The 18,645-nt window shown below is 36.9% G+C and carries 16 protein-coding genes and 1 pseudogene; 10 read left to right on the top strand and 7 right to left on the bottom strand.

Features of this window, described 5'->3' with window-relative positions; translation table 11 throughout:
• Positions 1-21: 21 nt before the first annotated feature.
• The 4 genes from BD809_RS13110 (at position 22) to BD809_RS13095 (ending at position 5,258) form a co-directional block, all read left to right on the top strand.
• The gene (locus tag BD809_RS13110) at positions 22-813 is read left to right on the top strand and encodes a (Fe-S)-binding protein (protein WP_148783437.1); all 792 of its coding nucleotides are present in this window, start codon (positions 22-24) and stop codon (positions 811-813) included.
• Positions 814-930: 117 nt separating this feature from the next.
• Complete coding sequence (locus tag BD809_RS13105) at positions 931-1,416, top strand: ABC transporter ATPase (protein WP_148783436.1); 486 nt, start codon at positions 931-933, stop codon at positions 1,414-1,416.
• A gap of 18 nt (positions 1,417-1,434) precedes the next feature.
• Positions 1,435-4,356 carry a glycoside hydrolase family 3 N-terminal domain-containing protein gene (locus tag BD809_RS13100; RefSeq protein ID WP_148783435.1) on the top strand — a complete coding sequence of 974 codons (2,922 nt, stop codon included), beginning with the start codon at positions 1,435-1,437 and terminating at the stop codon, positions 4,354-4,356.
• 17 nt (positions 4,357-4,373) lie between these two features.
• The gene (locus tag BD809_RS13095; RefSeq protein ID WP_148783434.1) at positions 4,374-5,258 is read left to right on the top strand and encodes an aldo/keto reductase; all 885 of its coding nucleotides are present in this window, start codon (positions 4,374-4,376) and stop codon (positions 5,256-5,258) included.
• Between the two features lie 128 nt (positions 5,259-5,386).
• On the opposite strand, the gene BD809_RS13090 is transcribed toward BD809_RS13095, so the two are convergent.
• From BD809_RS13090 to BD809_RS13060, 7 genes are all read right to left on the bottom strand, one after another.
• Positions 5,387-8,875 (bottom strand): WD40/YVTN/BNR-like repeat-containing protein, encoded by a 3,489-nt coding sequence (locus BD809_RS13090; protein ID WP_148783433.1) that lies wholly within the window; start codon positions 8,873-8,875, stop codon positions 5,387-5,389.
• Positions 8,872-9,309, bottom strand: a complete 438-nt coding sequence (locus BD809_RS13085; RefSeq protein WP_148783432.1) for a hypothetical protein — start codon at positions 9,307-9,309, stop codon at positions 8,872-8,874. The genes BD809_RS13090 and BD809_RS13085 overlap by 4 nt, the downstream gene beginning before the upstream one ends.
• A 361-nt stretch (positions 9,310-9,670) precedes the next feature.
• The gene (locus BD809_RS13080) at positions 9,671-9,874 is read right to left on the bottom strand and encodes a hypothetical protein (RefSeq protein WP_148783431.1); all 204 of its coding nucleotides are present in this window, start codon (positions 9,872-9,874) and stop codon (positions 9,671-9,673) included.
• Positions 9,875-10,840: 966 nt separating this feature from the next.
• Complete coding sequence (locus BD809_RS13075; protein ID WP_148783430.1) at positions 10,841-11,371, bottom strand: hypothetical protein; 531 nt, start codon at positions 11,369-11,371, stop codon at positions 10,841-10,843.
• Between the two features lie 263 nt (positions 11,372-11,634).
• Positions 11,635-12,171: an RsmD family RNA methyltransferase gene (locus BD809_RS13070; protein ID WP_148783429.1), complete on the bottom strand. Its 537-nt coding sequence runs from the start codon at positions 12,169-12,171 to the stop codon at positions 11,635-11,637.
• A 3-nt stretch (positions 12,172-12,174) separates the two neighbouring features.
• Positions 12,175-12,993, bottom strand: a complete 819-nt coding sequence (locus BD809_RS13065) for a DUF3822 family protein (protein ID WP_148783428.1) — start codon at positions 12,991-12,993, stop codon at positions 12,175-12,177.
• On the bottom strand, positions 12,974-13,621 hold the full coding sequence (locus tag BD809_RS13060; RefSeq protein WP_148783427.1) for a hypothetical protein: 648 nt from the start codon (positions 13,619-13,621) through the stop codon (positions 12,974-12,976). Before BD809_RS13060 ends, BD809_RS13065 begins: the two co-directional genes overlap by 20 nt.
• Positions 13,622-13,758: 137 nt before the next feature.
• Between BD809_RS13060 and BD809_RS13055 the strand changes: the two genes are divergently transcribed.
• The 6 genes and pseudogenes from BD809_RS13055 (at position 13,759) to BD809_RS13040 (ending at position 18,551) form a co-directional block, all read left to right on the top strand.
• Entirely contained in the window at positions 13,759-15,183 is a 1,425-nt protein-coding gene (locus tag BD809_RS13055; RefSeq protein ID WP_148783426.1) for an ATP-dependent DNA helicase, read from the top strand.
• Between the two features lie 184 nt (positions 15,184-15,367).
• Positions 15,368-16,078 (top strand): annotated as a pseudogene (gene kdsB / locus BD809_RS15890) (3-deoxy-manno-octulosonate cytidylyltransferase); the annotation flags it as partial.
• Between the two features lie 72 nt (positions 16,079-16,150).
• A complete protein-coding gene (locus BD809_RS15885) occupies positions 16,151-17,209 on the top strand; it encodes an iron-containing alcohol dehydrogenase family protein (protein ID WP_246131538.1) in 1,059 nt (352 codons plus the stop codon).
• Between the two features lie 26 nt (positions 17,210-17,235).
• On the top strand, positions 17,236-17,790 hold the full coding sequence (locus tag BD809_RS13045; RefSeq protein WP_148783425.1) for a 1-acyl-sn-glycerol-3-phosphate acyltransferase: 555 nt from the start codon (positions 17,236-17,238) through the stop codon (positions 17,788-17,790).
• A 209-nt stretch (positions 17,791-17,999) separates the two neighbouring features.
• The gene (locus BD809_RS15650) at positions 18,000-18,173 is read left to right on the top strand and encodes a hypothetical protein (RefSeq protein WP_170251886.1); all 174 of its coding nucleotides are present in this window, start codon (positions 18,000-18,002) and stop codon (positions 18,171-18,173) included.
• A 147-nt stretch (positions 18,174-18,320) separates the two neighbouring features.
• Positions 18,321-18,551, top strand: a complete 231-nt coding sequence (locus tag BD809_RS13040; RefSeq protein WP_148783424.1) for a hypothetical protein — start codon at positions 18,321-18,323, stop codon at positions 18,549-18,551.
• Positions 18,552-18,645 lie beyond the last annotated feature (94 nt).

Below are 18,645 nucleotides of genomic sequence, written 5' to 3'. Positions count from 1 at the left end.
TTCATATAAATAGTTACTACTATGAGCGAAACAATTAAGGTGCCAACGATGGCAGAGTATATGGCTGCAGGTAAAAAACCTGAAGTATTATTTTGGGTAGGTTGTGCCGGAAGTTTTGATGATCGGGCAAAGAAAATAACAAAGGCCTTTGTGAAATTATTGCATAATGCCAATGTTGATTTTGCTGTATTGGGAACAGAGGAGAGTTGTACCGGGGATCCTGCTAAGAGAGCCGGGAATGAATTTCTATTTCAGATGCAGGCGGTTACTAACATAGAAGTAATGAATGCGTACGAAATTAAAAAAGTAGTTACTGCTTGTCCGCATTGTTTTAATACCATAAAGAATGAATATCCTTCTTTGGGTGGAGCGTACGAAGTAATGCATCATACGCAATTCTTAAAATCACTGCTCGACGAAGGTAGATTGACGGTAGAAGGAGGTAAATTTAAAGGAAAACGTATTACGTTTCACGATCCCTGCTATTTGGGTAGAGCCAACGGCGTCTATGAAGCACCCCGAGATTTACTGCGTAAACTCGAAGTGGAATTAGTCGAAATGAAACGTTGCAAGAAAAAAGGATTATGTTGTGGAGCAGGAGGAGCACAAATGTTTAAGGAGCCTGAGCCGGGTAATAAAGATGTAAATATCGAACGTACCGAAGAGGCAATGGAGCTTAAACCGGATATCATTGCGGCCGGATGTCCGTTTTGTAATACGATGATGACCGATGGTGTCAAAAGCAAAGAGAAGGAAGCAGAAGTAGATGTACTGGATATTGCAGAACTCATTGCAAACGCTCAGGATTTGTAATAGATTTCTTTTGTAAATATAATAAAGCGTTAAAAGAGTTAGTATGATCTTCATATTAACTCTTTTTTGTACAATAAAGAAAGTGAGATTTAGTTACCTTAGTAAAAAAAATAATAAATGCTAGTAGAATTTAATGCGCTGCCGGAAAGCGCAAGAATATGGATTTATCAAGCTAACCGTTCGTTCTCTGAACAAGAGTTGAGCGAGATACAACAAAAGTTAGATCAGTTTTTGACGGACTGGACGGCTCACGGGGCTGACCTGAATGCCGGCTATGAGATAAAATATAAGCGCTTCATAATCATTGGTCTTGATCAGGATATAAATGCAGCAACAGGATGTTCAATCGATGCTTCGGTACGTTTCATTTTAGAATTACAGGATACGTACAACGTGGATTTATTAGATAAAATGAACGTTTCTTATAAGCAAGGGGAGTTTGTAGCTTATAAGCCCTTAACAGATTTTAAAAAAATGGCCAAAAACCGTTCGGTTTCCGCAAATACGGTCGTTTTCAATAATTTGGTAACCAATAAGGCAGAATATCTTGAAAATTGGGAAGTTCCCGCTAAAGATAGTTGGCATAGTCGTTTTATAAAATAAAATAGAATTATAATATTTATGCATAGCATAAAAAAGTACCTAACACTTTTAATTTGTTTTTTTAGTTTCATCCTCAATGCACAGCGTCAAAATCCATTGTATACAACGGATTATAAGCAACAAAGGCAATGGGTTGACAGTGTCTATAATACCATGAATCTAAAAGAGAAGATTGGTCAACTTTTTATGGTTGATGTTTTCTCATCTGATCCCAAAGAAAAAACAGATAAAATAAAACAGCTCATCTCAGAGTACCATATTGGTGGTCTCATCTTTTCAAAAGGTGGTCCTCAGCGACAAGCTAAGCTTACTAATGAGTATCAAGCACTCTCAAGAATACCCTTGATGGTAGCTATGGATGCGGAATGGGGGTTGGCCATGCGTCTCGATTCCACGCATGCGTTTCCCTGGAATATGACCTTAGGTGCTATACAGGATAATAAACTAATTGAAAAGACCGGGCAACAAATTGCCGAACACTGCAAACGTTTGGGAGTGCATATAAATTTTGCACCGGTTGTTGATATAAATACAAATCCGGCAAATCCAATTATCGGGAATCGATCGTTTGGTGAGACCAAGAATAATGTAACCCAAAAATCTTTAGCCTTTATGCGGGGCATGCAAAAAGAAGGTGTTTTGGCCAGCGCCAAACATTTTCCCGGTCACGGAGATACTGATAGTGATTCGCATAAAACCTTACCAACAATAAATTTTGATGCAGCACGTATCGATAGTATAGAATTGTATCCATATCGTAGATTGATACAAAAAGGATTGTCCAGCGTGATGGTAGCACACCTTAATGTACCAAGTCTGGAGCGTAGATCTAATTTTCCTTCCTCTATTTCAGAACGTATTGTGACTGATTTACTAAAAGATAGCCTCGGTTTTGAAGGTTTAATTTTTACCGATGCTCTTAATATGAAGGGAGCGTCAGATTTTAAAGAACCCGGTGATATTGATTTGGCAGCCTTTCTGGCAGGTAATGATGTGTTACTGATTTCAGAAAACGTTCCCTTAGCGACTCAAAAAATGGTATCAGCCTATTATGCTGGTCAGATAAGCGAGCAGCGTCTTTCTCATTCGGTTAAAAAAATATTATACGCCAAGTATAAAGTAGGATTACATAAGTATACGCCGATTGATACACATTACTTATACGAAGAGTTAAACACCGTTCATAATAAAGTTTTACAAGAGGAACTCTTTGAAAATGCTATTACGGTGGTAAAAAATGACAGAGCGATTCTACCCGTTAAAAACTTGGATTTAAAAAAGATCGCATACGTCGCTTTAGGCGATGATACAGGAGATGCATTTATTGAGGAGATGAATAAGTATGCGCAGGTGGATGTAATAAAGGGAAGTTTATTAAGTGATATTTTGATTCAGTTACGCGAGTACAATTATGTCGTCGTGGGTTATCATAAATCAAATGCTTCTCCCTGGAAAGAATATAAGTTTAAGGACAAAGAGTTGGTTTGGCTATATGAAATTGCTCGGCTCAATACTACGGTGCTAACTTTATTCTCCAGACCCTATGCTATGTTGGATCTTCAAACCACTACAAATTTTGAAGGAATTGTTATGGCATATCAAAATAGTGATATCGCTCAGCAAAAAGCGGCGCAAATTTTATTTGGTAGTATCGAAGCCAAAGGTAAACTGCCTGTTGGTGTTGGAAAAGAATTTCCGGCTGGTACTGGTATTCATACAAAAGCATTACAACGTTTATCATATGGGGCGCCCGAGCGTGCAGGGGTCAATTCATATAAATTGAATAAAATCGATTCGATAATGGACTATGCGTTGTCAAATAATATGACCCCGGGAGCTCAACTAATTGTTGCACGAAAAGGAAAAGTAATTTTCAATAAAAGCTATGGTTATCACACTTATAATAAAAAGCGCGAAGTCAAATCATCTGATATTTATGATTTAGCTTCGCTAACTAAAATTCTGGCTACGCTACCGCTTACCATGGAGTTAAAAGATAAGGGAGTGATCTCTTTGGGCACCAGAATAGGTGAGATGCTACCTTCCTTTAAAGAATCTAATAAAGAACATATTACTTTGCGGTCGATGTTGTCTCATTACGCAAAATTGCGTGCCTGGATTCCTTTTTATCTGCAAACTTTAGACTCGGTTACCTCAAAGCCTTCTGCCAAGTATTACAGGAATAGACCTTCAGAGCAATTTAATATAAAGGTTGCGAATCAGATGTTTTTGCGAAGTGATATGAAAGATTCCTTGATGCTTCAGATACGCGATAGTGATTTAAGAGATCGCTTACGCTATAAGTACAGTGATTTGCCCTACTATATGATTAAAAATTTTATAGAGAATCATTACGGAAATTCTCTGGACGCTTTAACCTTACAGCACTTTTACAAACCTTTAGGTGCTTCTAACACCGGATATTTACCGCTTAATAAATTCGATAAAAACCGTATAGTCCCTACCGAGGACGATCAGTTTTTCAGGAAACAAGTGATTCAAGGGTACGTCCATGATCAAGGGGCGGCTATGTTTGGTGGCATAGGAGGTCATGCAGGGCTTTTTGCAAATGCCAATGATGTGGCAAAAATAATGCAGATGTATTTGAACGGGGGTTCCTACGGAGGTAAAACATTTATCAGGAAAGAAACTTTGGATGAGTTTAATACCTGTTATTACTGTGATGACGATGTACGACGCGGTATTGGCTTTGACAAACCCCAATTAGGTGATGTAGGTCCGACCTGTGGCTGTATTTCTATGACGAGTTTTGGGCATAGTGGATTTACCGGTACTTTTACTTGGGCAGATCCTGAACAAGAGATTGTGTATGTATTTTTGAGTAATCGTACCTTTCCTGATGCTACCAATAGAAAATTAATTTCAAATGATATTCGCTCAGAAATACAACGACTTATTTACGACGCGATTATCTACTAAACACATAAACAAAGTAAATGAGGGCGTTAACAACATCAAAAATCATATCGGGATGTATGTACTGGGGCGAGTGGGGAGCAAATCTCTCAGTTACCGATACTCAAAAATTGATTGAAGGTTGTCTTGAGCTTGGGGTAACCACCTTTGATCATGCAGATATTTACGGACACTATACAACTGAGAAATTATTTGGAAAGGTACTTAAAGAAGATCCAGCGCTACGGGAACGTATGCAATTGATTACCAAATGCGGAATTCAATTAGTGACTCCCAATCGACCTGAAAATTCGATAAAGCACTATGCTTTATCAACAGCATATATAATCGAGTCTGTGGAGCAGTCATTAAAAAATTTACATACTGATTTTATTGATGTACTGCTAATTCACAGGCCCAGCCCAATTATGGATCCTCATGCCATTGCTGAAGCGTTTAGTCAATTACAAACCTCAGGTAAAGTACAGCATTTTGGCGTTTCAAATTTTACTCCGAGTCAATTTGAGATGCTCAACTCCCTTTTTCCTTTAGTTACTAATCAGATAGAAATATCTGCATTACAGTTACATCCTTTTGTTGATGGGACGTTAGATCAATGTGTACAGAAGCAGTTACAGCCCATGGCATATTCTGTATTAGCTGGCGGAAGTTTTTTTGCTAAAGAGAAAGACGAACGTGTAACACGTGTATATAATGTGGCTGAACGTCTGGCTGATACCCATAACGCAACAGTTGATCAAATTTTAATCGGCTGGTTACTGAAGCATCCTGCCGGTATACTACCAATTGTAGGCTCAACAAAGATTGACAGAATTAAGTCAGCAGTTGATGCACAAGCGATTGTATTAAGTGACCAGGAATGGTTTATGATCTGGGAGGCATCTGCCGGAGAGGAGGTAGCTTGATTTAAGAGTATTTCTGGATTAACTGTATTTAGCTACTTATAATTTATTTCTCTATACAGATAAATAAAGAACAGCTGTCTCAAAAGACAGCTGTTCTTCAATTTCTATTAATTTTAAAACTTATAATCCTACATTAAAATAATACGCTTGGTACTCGTGTACGTACCTGAAGTTATTTTTATTAAATACATACCACGATTTAGGTTGCCTAATGGTAGTTGTACTTCAGATGAATCATATAATGAGATATTTTGAGAAAACATACTGATTCCGCCAAGATTAAAAATTTCTACCATACTATTCTTCATAGTCTGATTGGAACGTATAAAAATCTCTCCTCTTGAGATGGTGGGATATACCACAACTTCTGCGTTCTTGAAGTCCGGTACTTCTTCAGCTACAATCTCTGGTTCATTCTCTGCATTTATAGAACGAATCGCCCATCCGAAGGAATTAAATAAGGGATCAGAAACCAATCTAAATCGGATAGCAATTACATCGTCTACAGCAAAATAATCCAATAAATTAAATGTTTGTTCTTTAAATAAGTCATCGTTAATAGAAGGTGTCGGACTGGATTCATAAACTTCTGTCCATTCAGGAAAGCGTTCTGCATCATATTTATCCAGTTCCACCCAGGTTTCTAAATCTTTGGTAGCCTCAATAGTCACATAGTCATAAAATGCACCCGGATTTGGGTTGAATTCGGTTAGAGCAACATCTTCATATCTAAAATTAGCAGAACTGGCAGTAACCGTAATAGGTCGTTTTAAAATAGTTCTATATTGTCTGCTGTCCTGATAATTATGATCTGCATTATTAAGTACATCTTGACTTACAGTACTGCCGACCGTATTTATTACAAATTCATTATTAAATGTGTATACGTCGTCCGGAGTGAAAGTGTTGATGACTACTTCTTCTGCGGGAGACGCAAAGGCGACTACGTCTACATCAGCAGATGATATTATGGAACTCATTTCGTCTGAACCAATCGCTTGAAAACCTATAGTGTGCAAGCCTTCACTCAGGTTCTCAAAGACATAACTTCCTTCAGCTCCCTGTTCTGTGTTTTCTGTAATTTCGGCAACCTCCTCACCATCTAGATACACCTTTACAGCAGTAACATCGGCATTAACCTGTCGATATTTTGCAAAGATATTCATGTTTTCTATAGCTTCTTGCTTAGCGGTAACAATTACAGGAGGGGCAAAGTAGGTGGGTGGTTCGTATCCTGAGAGCTGCGAAATTTTAGCAGACCAAACACCCCGACCATGAGTGGCTAAGACGACTTGGTCATTTACTATTTTCATTTGCCAAATAGATACTGCCGGTATGCCTGTTAGAAGTGACCAGTTCAAACCTCCGTCACTGGTTTCAAAAATACCAATATCGGTTCCTACCCAAATCACATTTTCATCATACGGCATTTCTATCATACTATGAATAGAAACATCCGGGAAGCCTCTATCTTCACCCAATGAAAAACCTGAAATATCTTCCCATGTCTGGCCTAAATCTTCAGTTTTAAGAACCTTTGCAGCTCCCTGACCACCAAATAGGGCATAGGCTCTATTTTCATTGGTAGGAGAGGTTTCTAATCCTGCCATAAAATAATTATGAGATCGATCCGGTCTTGGATCTACGAAAGTGTTTGTTTTTTCGAAAGTACTCCCGTTATCTTTTGATACATGTAAAGCAAAGCTTCCGCTTTCAGTCATGGCGCTACCAGTCCAAACAATATCAGGATTCGAAACAGATACAGATGCATCTAATGCACTGGTGGCATTAGATCCCGGATTATACGCTGAGGGTATTGCTGTAAGATTCCAAGTTTCAGCAAAATCAGTAGATCTCCATATTCCGCTAATTGACACACTAAATAACACATCAGGATTGTTAGCAGAGCTTACTATTTTTGTATAAAATGGCGAAGTGCCTGCACCTGATTCCGGATGTCTCGCATTGAACCCTCTTCCGTTCACATATCTCACATAACCATTATATTGTGATCCACCTATGAATTTATTGGGATCATTATAATTCCAAAGACTTTCGAAACCATCTCCGCCAATTGCTCTCAGGTATGAGGTGGCTTCATCTGCCGTTCCACCCGTAAAAGATATCCACGTTCCGTTGTCCTGTGCTCCGGCAATATAATCGTCCGCTCCATTACGTTTATCAGCTCCGTAAAATTGAGTGTTATTTAGACCAAATGCTGCCTGTGACCAGTCTCCTTCAGTAGTGCCAGGATCGCTTAAGTAATCAGTTGAATATACCCCACCGTCATTTCCTAAGATAAGCCTGAATTTTTTTTCAGCCTCATCTATCTGAAAAAATAGACTATGTTGATCCACATGTACATAATCATTACGTTCGTTATTGTAACCTGCGGCTATAGGCTCAAAGGTAAAGGCGCCACCCCTTTTAGGACTTCCGGTAATGGTTACCTTATACATAACGACTCCGCCGGCATAAAAGATATTCTTATCAAAGGGATGTGCTGTAATAATATTATCGTACCAACCTTGACCGGTTATCAGATTGGCAGCGGCAGGATTTCCATTAAATCCTAAAAGCTGAAAACTGTTCCCGGCATCTTGAGAAACATAAAAATCGGTGTTTACGGCCACTGTAGCCGCTCCTCTAGGAGTATATACTGAAAGATATACAATATTGGGATCCACTGGTGATATATCTAATTCGAAACGTTGATGGTTTGTATTGTAGTTCGCTTTGTCAAACACAAGACTCCAGCTTAAACCTCCGTCCATACTTTTGATCACTCCCACACCATTAACTCCTGCATACTGTATATTAAAATTTCCCGGAGCATAATTTAGATCCTGTACATTCCCTCCATTATATGTTTGATTAAAAGTTAGGCCACCATCTTGAGTCACATACACACCATTATTACTAGCTACGATCAGATTGTTACAGTTTTGAGGATTCACAGCGAGTCGACCGATTCCTCCAAAATCTTTAGTATTGTTAAGGTAGTTCCATGAGTTACCGGCATCATTGGATTTTAATAATCCAATTCCGCCAACAGCATCCAGATTACCAAAAGGTTCTCCTGTACCCACATAGACAGTTTCCGGACATACCTGACTAATGGCAATTGTAGATGTTGACAAACTAGGAATTTTATAATCAGTAAGATTTTTGAATGTATTTCCGGCATCATCTGTTACCCAAATACCGCCGCCAACAGTACCTATATACCATCTGTCGCTATTGTTGGGAGCAGCAACCACGCGTCGTATTCGACCGGGGACGTTCACTGGACCTCGTTCTTTCCATGTGACATTAGACACCGAACTTCTCAACGTATTATTTGCAGCTTTTTTCAAAGCTTTTTGATGTTCGGTCATTAAGTAACCGTCCTTATAAGTAGACTCGACGGCATCTATCGGTTTCATTAAATTAGCCTGATATTCGGCTATAATTTCAATTCCTTTTATCGAATTGTGGTCTTTCTTTTTTTTCTTTTGTTCAAGAACCTTAATCGATTCCGGAGAAGTTATTTCCTGCTGTTCTGATTGATTGCACGAAAAAAGTGCAACGAAGGAAAAAATAGTAATAAGCCTGAGAAAGTAAAATTTGCGTGTCATAAAGTATCCAGTTTAACAATTATTATATCTGTTTGATTTTTATTTTTAGACTTTATATAATCTTCAGGATTTTCAGAAGAAGGTTTTTGTTCTATTCCCACATAAGGAATCAATTTGAGAGAGTTTTTGTCATTCCAAGTCACAAGTTCTCCTCTAAAAGTTCCTTGTTTTAGCAGCGTTTGATCCGTAGTATTGAAAACGCTGTATGCGAAATGTGCTGCTGGATCACCTTGCTTACGCACTTCTTTTACAACTAATTTCATCGTTTTATCAGTGTTTAATTTGATTGTGGTGATGGTGTCCTGAAAATTCATTGTAGCTATGGGTAAGACTGATGTGGTTTCAGAAGATTGTTTTTCGGAAGTTTTACAACCATAAAAAAACATTGGAAAGATGATAAAGAGTAGTATGACATTTGAAGTGTTAGAATTCATCTGGTTATACGATACAATCAGGAAATTCATTCCTATGAATATCCATGCTTATTGTAACCAAAGTTCTATAGCGATTGGGAAGTGATTGTAAAATATAGATATCGAAATTGTAAGCTGTTCATCTATACTATTTACGATTATGAATATACGTATAAAAACTTAATTCAATACGTTAAATATTTCATAATAAGATGATTAAGTTGACTGATCAAGTTAAGTATCATGAGGACTCAATGTGGTTTGTTTAATAAGTCCAATGTAATTCTTGACGATCTTTATAATTTCTAAAAGCAATTAAAATTTAAAATGAAAAATCCCTCCAGAGTAGACCTGTGAGGGATTTTTTGTTCATTCGGCTAATTTAAAAACAATAGCAATAACCATTTCTATATAATCCTCCACTATGAGGTCCAACGCCACATTGCCATGAGGCAGTGCCACAGCACTCCGGATCACTACTAGGATAACAACTCGGTCGGGGTGTAGGTCCGCGACCACCTATGATCGTTTTTTGATCTTGTTTTTCAATTTTTTTAACGCCTTCAATTTTTGTGATTTTAAACATAGTATTAAGATTTAAGAGATTACATATAGATAGAGTTCAACCATGCTTGAAGTAAATATGCTCCAAAGTTTAACTTTAAATAACTGAATTACAAGATACTAAAAACGAGGAACTAATGGATACGGGTTGAACGCAATAATTGTATGGTATGCGCAACAAACGTCCTAACTGGCGCTCGTTTGTAACGAGTGCTGTCAACAATATCAGGATCTGCTTTCGTTAATCTGTGACTAATGAAGGTAGAGATTTGCAGTCCACGACTAGTATATGTGATTGTAACTAATGACTATTGTATCATTTTTATTTAAGTTTGGTGAAGTTGAGTAATGAAACCACTAGTCGCAGACTAGCTGCAGCAGCTTTTTTTGTATTGAATGCTGCTCTGTAATACCCTTACAGGTGTCGTCAAACTATCTCGATCCCTGTTTTAAGTACTTAGATGCCTCATACTAAGGCCTATAACCCCTGGTACGAACCCAAAAAAGGGTCATCAAGTGGGCTTTAAGGCCATAATCTACCCCATAGACCCTTGCGTTTAGGGCAAAGAGCCCCTTGGTAGAGGGGTGATAGCTATTAAAAGCATTCATCGAACCACTTCGGTGAGGGGTCAAGGGGGTAGGTGATAGGGGGTACCCCCCTTGCCAAGAGGGGTCAATAGTATCATTCGCTTTAAAAAAAGTTTATAGATTACGAACTTGATCCTAGTATAGGTTGACAAGTAACTTATAGTTCTGTAATTGGTTTACAATTGTAGCAGAATAAAATCCGCTGTCGCTCGTTTGTAACGAGTGCTGTCAATAATATCAAGATCTACTCACGCTAATCTGTGACTAATGAAGGTAGAGATTTGCAGTCCACAAGTAGTATCTGTGATAGTAAGTAATGGCTATGATATCGTTTTTTTATTTATATTTGGAGAAGTTGATTAATATATTACTAGTCACAGACTAGATACAGGGGGAAAATTTACTTTTCTAACTTTAAAATGGAATCGTGGAAGATACTTTGAATTAAAGCATCTTTTTCGTTTTTAGAAAGAGGATGTTTGATATTTGTATAAAGATCTAAAACGGTGTACAAGATTTTAGGATTGCTTGGATTACCAAAAATAGTGGGAATATCTTTTGATCTTAGATCTATCATCTGAAAAGATATATTATACTTATCTTTCCCTATTTTCTTTTCTTTAAATACTCGTAAAATTCTATTTTGAATAGTATCTATCTTTTTATTACCAATATATAAGTTATCTATTTCATCTCTACTGGACATCATTGACATTATACTAGTAGAATATTGTAGTTTTAAAGTATCGTTTATATAAACATACCCTTCCATCCTTTCTCCATTGTGTTTTACTTCAAAATTTTCGGGGAAAATATTTAAAACTTCCTCCTTACTCATTTGAATAATTGTGGATATAGGTTTTTCTCCACAACCAAAGAAAAAACAGTTTGTAGCTAAGAATATGATTGATGATATTATTTTGCTTGACATGAAAAATATTTCGAGATTAGAGAAGAATTTTAAAAGTATACTTTTTCAGCATTGAATTCAAAGAGAAATGCAACTATAATTACATATAGTATTCTTTTCTTAATTTTAAACATTAGTCTCAATATGTTTTATGCGTTCTACATCAAGTTCTAAATCTGTATTACCTACTAGATAATTCAATGCTATAGCAAAGACTTATAAACCCAAATAAAGAATAAATACTATCTAAAATAGGTTTCCTTTTAAAACAACTCCCTAAAACCCTATTTTTCAAAAAAGCTAAACACAGAACCTCCATATTTGCGGGCGTGGCTAAAATGCGGAGAAGCACTTAGATCTGTATGCTTAGAGTGTTCGATAATTAATACGCCATCATCGAGTAACAACTCATTTTGAAAAACCAATTCGGCAATTTTGATAAATTGCTCCGTAGCAAAATCATAAGGTGGATCTGCAAAAATTAAATCCGCTTGTTGCTTCACTTTTTCCAGATACGCATAGACATCACTTTTTATGGTTTGGATTGGTAATTCCAGTTCTTCGGCAGTTTTTTTTATATAGCCTACGCAACCATAATGTGCATCTACAGCCGTGATTTGCTTGGTTCCGCGAGAACCAAACTCATAACTTATGTTACCGGTACCGGCAAATAAGTCCAATACGGTGAGTTGAGAAAATGTATAGGTATTATTGATAATATTAAACAAGGCTTCTTTTGACATATCTGTCGTAGGACGTACTGGCAACTTTTTTGGTGCTTGTAAACGTCTTCCTTTATACATTCCCGAGATAATACGCATAAACTAATAATTTAATAAAGTGAAATAACGATGTGTAGTACTATCAGTAGTATTTAGAATTTTAGCCTTATTATCAGGAGTACCTACGCTCAAATGACGGATGTATTGATAAGCTATTAAATAATATGGGTCGTCTTCGGTAATAGTGCCCAAAAAGATTAATTCAAAAACTTCCGGATTAAAACTGAGTTGCTCTACAACAAACATAAGATAATACAAAAAATCCTCTTTTGACTCGCAGCTAAAGGTATTACATAATAGCAGCTTTCCTTTTTCAAAAGCTATACAATCAAAGGATACCGTATGGATATTAACATAGATACGTTGCGTTGTCGCATGCTTTTCATAACCAGATAAGGTATCAACCAAAATAGTGGTGGAGTGCTTATAGGTAAAACTACCAAAGTTCTCAAAAAAATAATTATTGATATTAGCATAAGGCACATATACAATTACCATATCACGTTGTGGCAGTTCATCAAAAGCGATAAAATCAGTATCCAATACCTTTATATTGGTACTTAAATACTCCTTAAGCATACCTTCATCAAATAAAGGAGCGGGAACCAGTGTGTAAAGATCATTTTGATAAATTACTTCAATGGTCTTAAAATCTGCCTGCAATTCCTCTAACTCCTCAAAATATCCCTTGATTTTGTCTAACACCAGTTCTGGAGAAAGTTGCATGTCAAAGCTTTTTGACACCAGAGTTAAAACCTCGTTATCGCTGTTTTTGCAACAAAAAGAAAGTCCATTCAGGCTAACCTGAATGGACAATGTATAGACTGTATCGTCTGTTATCTTATTGATCGTTTGCGCCATAGGTCTTTGGCCAGTTACCGGTTGTATTAACTTCTTCCATAGAACCTACAGATAAATAAGGTCCATTAACACCATCAGCAGAACGTACTTCTTTTTCTTGAAGAACAAGATCTCTGTCTTGATCGTGTAAAAGCACATCTTTAGAAACCTTAGCTTCAAAAACAGCGATATTCAAACCATTCTTATTGATAAAACCAGCGTTAAGTTCAAACTTAGCTTCAGCCCCTTCAACAGGAACCTCCATCATATTCTTATAACGATCTGTACCACCAAATAATGAATCTCTAACAGAAGCGTACCCAAGGGTATCAACCACTACCGTATCTTTTGGCTCATCAATGCGTAATACTTTGTTGTAACGAATAAAACTTGAATCTCTACGTTGCGTCAACGTAAATTTAGCCGTGTCTACAAAAGCGATTAATTTGGCAGGATCTTTCTGGAACTTACCAACAACAGTTTTATGAGCCAGTTCAGCATTTCGAATATCTTTTAGATTTTCAATTGCTTTAGCGTATCTCGCCTGTTTAATTTTATTGAACTTTACAGGACCATTAATCGAATTGAATACCAAGTATCCTAAAAATCCGATAACCACCCATAGAACTAATTGAATAACAATTTTCATTTTATGATATAGCTTTTAAACATTAGTGTATACGCAAATCTACAATTTTTTTTCAATCGTAAAAGTTTATAGCCAAAAAATCATTAGTATCTTTGATTTATTAATTGAAACAAGAACCAATCACTCATAAATATTCAATGCGGGAAACAGAATTTTATCAAGAATTAAAAAAAGATTTCCCTTTCGAACCCACTCTAAAACAGGATATTGTTCTTCAAAAGCTAGCTTCTTTTTTACTGACAGGCACCAAAGATGCGCTGTTTTTGTTAAAAGGGTATGCCGGAACCGGAAAAACAACCTTAATAGGTACAGTGGTCAAAAATCTGTGGAAAGCAAAGCTTAATGCGGTATTATTAGCGCCTACAGGTCGTGCTGCAAAAGTGATTAGCAACTATTCTGGCAGGCAGGCTCAGACCATTCATCGCAATATTTACTATCCTAAAAAGACGGGTAGTGGGGGATTAGCCTTTCAACTGAAACAAAATAAAAGTCGTAATACTGTCTTTATAGTGGATGAAGCTTCGATGATTTCGGACACAGCTACTGATAGTAAATTGTTTGAAAACGGTTCGTTGTTGGATGATTTAATGCTATATGTATACTCAGGACACAATTGTAAAATATTATTTATCGGAGATACAGCGCAGTTACCCCCGGTCAAATTAGAGGTGAGTCCGGCGTTGGATCCGGATACCTTATCTCTTGGGTTTAATAAAGAGGTAACGCAAATTGAATTAGACGAAGTAGTAAGACAGGCAGAGGATAGCGGTATTTTAATAAATGCTACGCGATTACGTGAGGCACTCAACGATGGATTTTATGATTCTTTTCAGTTTGAAATTGCAGGATTTCCTGATATTGTACGTTTGATCGATGGTCATGAGATTATGGATGCACTAAATGATGCGTATGCCAACTCGGGACATGAAGAATCTGTAATTATTTTGCGTTCTAATAAAAGAGCCAATCTGTATAATCAGCAAATAAGAACACGTATTTTGTTTCAGGAAGAGGAATTGTCTTCTGGAGATTACTTGATGGTCGTTAAGAATAACTACTATTGGCTGGATACTAAAAGTGAAGCAGGATTTATTGCCAACGGAGATATTATTAAAATATTAGAAATCTTTGCGATCAAAGAGTTGTATGGTTTTCGCTTTGCGGAAGTAAAAGTGAGTATGGTGGATTATCCGGATCAGCAACCGTTTGAGACAGTACTTATTTTGGACACGTTGACAACCGAAACACCTTCGCTTACCTACGAAGAATCCAATCGTTTGTACCAGGAGGTACTGAAGGATTATGAAAATGAAAGTTCAAAATACAAGAAGTTTCTAGGCGTCAAAAATAATAAGTTCTTTAACGGGCTGCAGGTTAAATTTTCCTATGCCGTTACCTGTCATAAATCACAGGGTGGTCAATGGGACCAGGTATTTATAGAACAGCCATATTTACCGGACGGTGTTTCTAAGGATTATTTGCGCTGGTTATATACGGCAGTTACCCGTGCAAAACAAAAACTATATCTTATAGGTTTTAAAGATGAATACTTTGTTGAGTAAGGTAATGCAACTGCATTATGGAGATAGTTCATGTAGAGCAGGAATGTACACCAATCAATAAGTTATAGGCTCGTTGAATTACAAGAAACAAGGGATAAAAGCCCAAAATACTCAAATAAATACCTTATTTTTGGCGGTATAAAAAGCAAAACTAGTGAACAAAAATAAACTCAGAACCATTGCTATGATTCCGGCTCGGTTTGCGGCTACCCGATTCCCCGGTAAGTTAATGAAAGATTTAGAAGGAACCTCTGTAATTCTTCGTACCTATCAGGCAGCTGTCCGATCAGAACTCTTTGAGGCGGTGTATGTGGTTACCGATAGTAAGATCATTTTTGACGAAATCACCACCAATGGCGGTGAAGCTATCATGAGTATAAAGGAACATGAATGTGGGAGCGATCGTATTGCCGAAGCGGTAGTTGATATGGATGTTGATATTGTGGTGAACGTTCAGGGTGACGAACCTTTTACAGATCGGGAAAGTCTGGAAAGAGTACTTAATGTATTTCATGGAGAAGATGCTGATCGTATTGATTTGGCCAGCGTGATGAAACCGATGACTGAGTGGGATGATATCTTAAATCCTAATAGTGTTAAAGTAATTGTGGATAAGGATAATTATGCACTTTATTTTTCAAGAGCGCCCATACCATACCCTCGTGATAAAGAAGCAAACACAACCTATTATAAACATAAAGGTATTTATGCCTTTAGAAAAGAAGCTATTTTAGATTTTTATAAGCTTCCTATGCGAACCCTTGAAGCCTCAGAAAAAGTAGAGTGTATTCGCTATTTGGAATATGGTAAAAATATTAAAATGGTCATAACCCACCATGAAGGTGTAGAAATCGATACCCCAGAAGATTTAGAAAAAGCAAAACGAATTATTAAAAAAGAAAATCTTTTGAGTACAACAACTACCACTCAACCGTGTGCTACTACAGCTACACACAAGAACTTTCCGATGGTACCTCGCGTAGTCTTCGGGAATGGATCCTTTAACCAAATCGACAGTATTCTGGCAACAGAGCGCAAAGGCTTGTCGCCATTTGTATTTTTAGTAGATGATGTGTTTAAAGACAACACGGCTTTTATCGAAGATCGTTTAGCGCTCAAAAATGGAGATAAAATAATCTACGTTTCTACTAAAGAGGAACCAAAAACATCACAAGTAGATACTCTGGTTCAAGAAATTAAAGATAAGTATATTCTACCTAGCGGTATTATCGGTATCGGTGGTGGATCGGTGTTGGATTTAGCCAAAGCGGTATCTATTATGTTATCTAACCCCGGAAGTGCCGCAGATTATCAAGGCTGGGACTTGGTTAAGAACAAAGCAGTCTATCATGTGGGTGTGCCTACGATATCAGGAACAGGGGCAGAAGTCTCTCGTACGACCGTACTTACAGGTCCGGATCGCAAACTAGGGATTAACTCAGATTATACGCCCTTTGATCAGGTAATTTTAGATCCTGAATTGATCAAGAATGTGCCAAATGATCAGTGGTTTTATACAGGAATGGATTGTTATATTCATTGTGTAGAATCTTTAAACGGCACGTATCTCAACGCTTTTAGCCAGAGTTATGGAGAGAAAGCGTTAGATTTATGTAAAGAGATTTTTTTAGATGGATCATTAGATAAAAATGATGCTGATGCAAAATTAATGATGGCTTCGTGGCATGGCGGTATGAGTATTGCCTACTCTCAAGTGGGTGTTGCACATGCTATGAGTTATGGTCTCGCTTACGTTTTAGGAACCAAACACGGAATCGGTAATTGCATCGTTTTTGATAAATTAGAAGCATACTATCCGGAAGGGGTGGCACTTTTTAAAGAAATGAAAAAAGTACACAATATCACCTTACCTATGGGTATATGTGCTGATGTGACTGAAGAACAATTAGATACCATGACATCTGTAGCTTTAAGTCTCGATCCTCTGTGGGAAAATGCATTAGGTGCAGATTGGAAGGATAAAGTGAATGCCGATGTTCTTAAAGCAATTTACCGAAAGCTTTAAGCTAAAAAATAAGAAGACTATACCATATGCAGAAAATCTCATCATTTATTTATCATAAAATATTGGGGTGGAAAATCATTGGAGATTTTAGTGCTGATACTGTTAAGAAATGTGTCGTAATTGCAGTACCACATACCAGCTGGCATGATTTTTATATAGGCCTTTTACTACGGCAGATCTGCGGAATCAAAATTAGTTTTATGGCCAAAAAAGAATTATTCAGATGGCCACTGGGACTATATTTTAGAAAAGTAGGCGGGATTGCATTGGATCGAACTCCGGGACAAAATAAGGTGGAAGCAATTGCTAAAGAATTTGAGAAGCGTGATGAACTTCGTTTAACCTTAGCACCCGAAGGGACCCGAAAAAAGGTAACTGATTGGAAAACGGGTTTTTATTTTATAGCCAAAGCGGCAAATGTACCAATCATTATGGTCACCTTTGATTTTGAAAAGAAACAAAACCATATATCTAAACCGTATTATCCAACCGGTGATATGGAAGAAGACTTAACTACGATGTATAAGTTTTTTGAAGGAGTACAAGGAAAAGTAAAAGCCTATAGTTTTGATCCAAAATAAGTAAGTAATACAATTTTTAAAATAAAAAAAAGCGCTGAATCCAACTGGTTCCGCGCTTTTAACCTTATAGGATATAGCGTTATGCTGATTCTTCCATGGTATGATAGACATTTTGAACTTCCTTAAAAAACTGTTAAGTATTGAATTTATTGAGTTTGTAAAATTATAAATCCTAATTGGTAAACAATTAGTAAACAAATTACTCAATTATGAAAAATCTAAGAAAAGCAGAGCAGAAAAGAATTAACAGTTACTTTGAATCAATTACCGGTATGATACCTATTATGGGTGTAGAGGATGAAGCAAATATAGCGTTTTTGGATAAAGCTACATTAAAGTTTCAACAAGTCATAGACGAACTAAAAAAAGAAATGCCTAACTAGTTCGATTTGTTCGGTTAAATTTTGCGGTAAAGCCGTATACAACTAAGGGGAAATTATATTTATATTTGAAACTCAGATTACCCCTAGAACTGTCAAGACATATTTTTTATTCGTACATTTAGATTTTAATCTTAAATGTACATACCAATGAAAAATTTTCTATTACTAGCAGTGTTCGCATTTTTATTTATTGCATGTGAAAAAACAGATCTTTATGATGAATCAGGAGAAGAAATTGAATTATTCCAAACAGAGAAAGGAGATGTTATCCGACCAGGGGATGATCCAGAAGAAGAAACCACTTCAACAAGTGCTCAAAATGATTCTGCATGGTTCGGACAATCAAAAGAATTCACAAATAAAATCTATAATTGCTAGTATAGTAGTAGTATTTTCTGCGCTAGTGATTTTTATTGACAAAATAACCGACTTCGGTATTACCAATTCTTATGGGTACCGTAATGTTGGAACA

Source organism: Aquimarina intermedia, assembly GCF_008124785.1.
Lineage (GTDB): Bacteria > Bacteroidota > Bacteroidia > Flavobacteriales > Flavobacteriaceae > Aquimarina > Aquimarina intermedia.
Note: the sequence above shows the minus strand (reverse complement) of the source record. Positions and strands in the feature narration are given on the sequence as shown.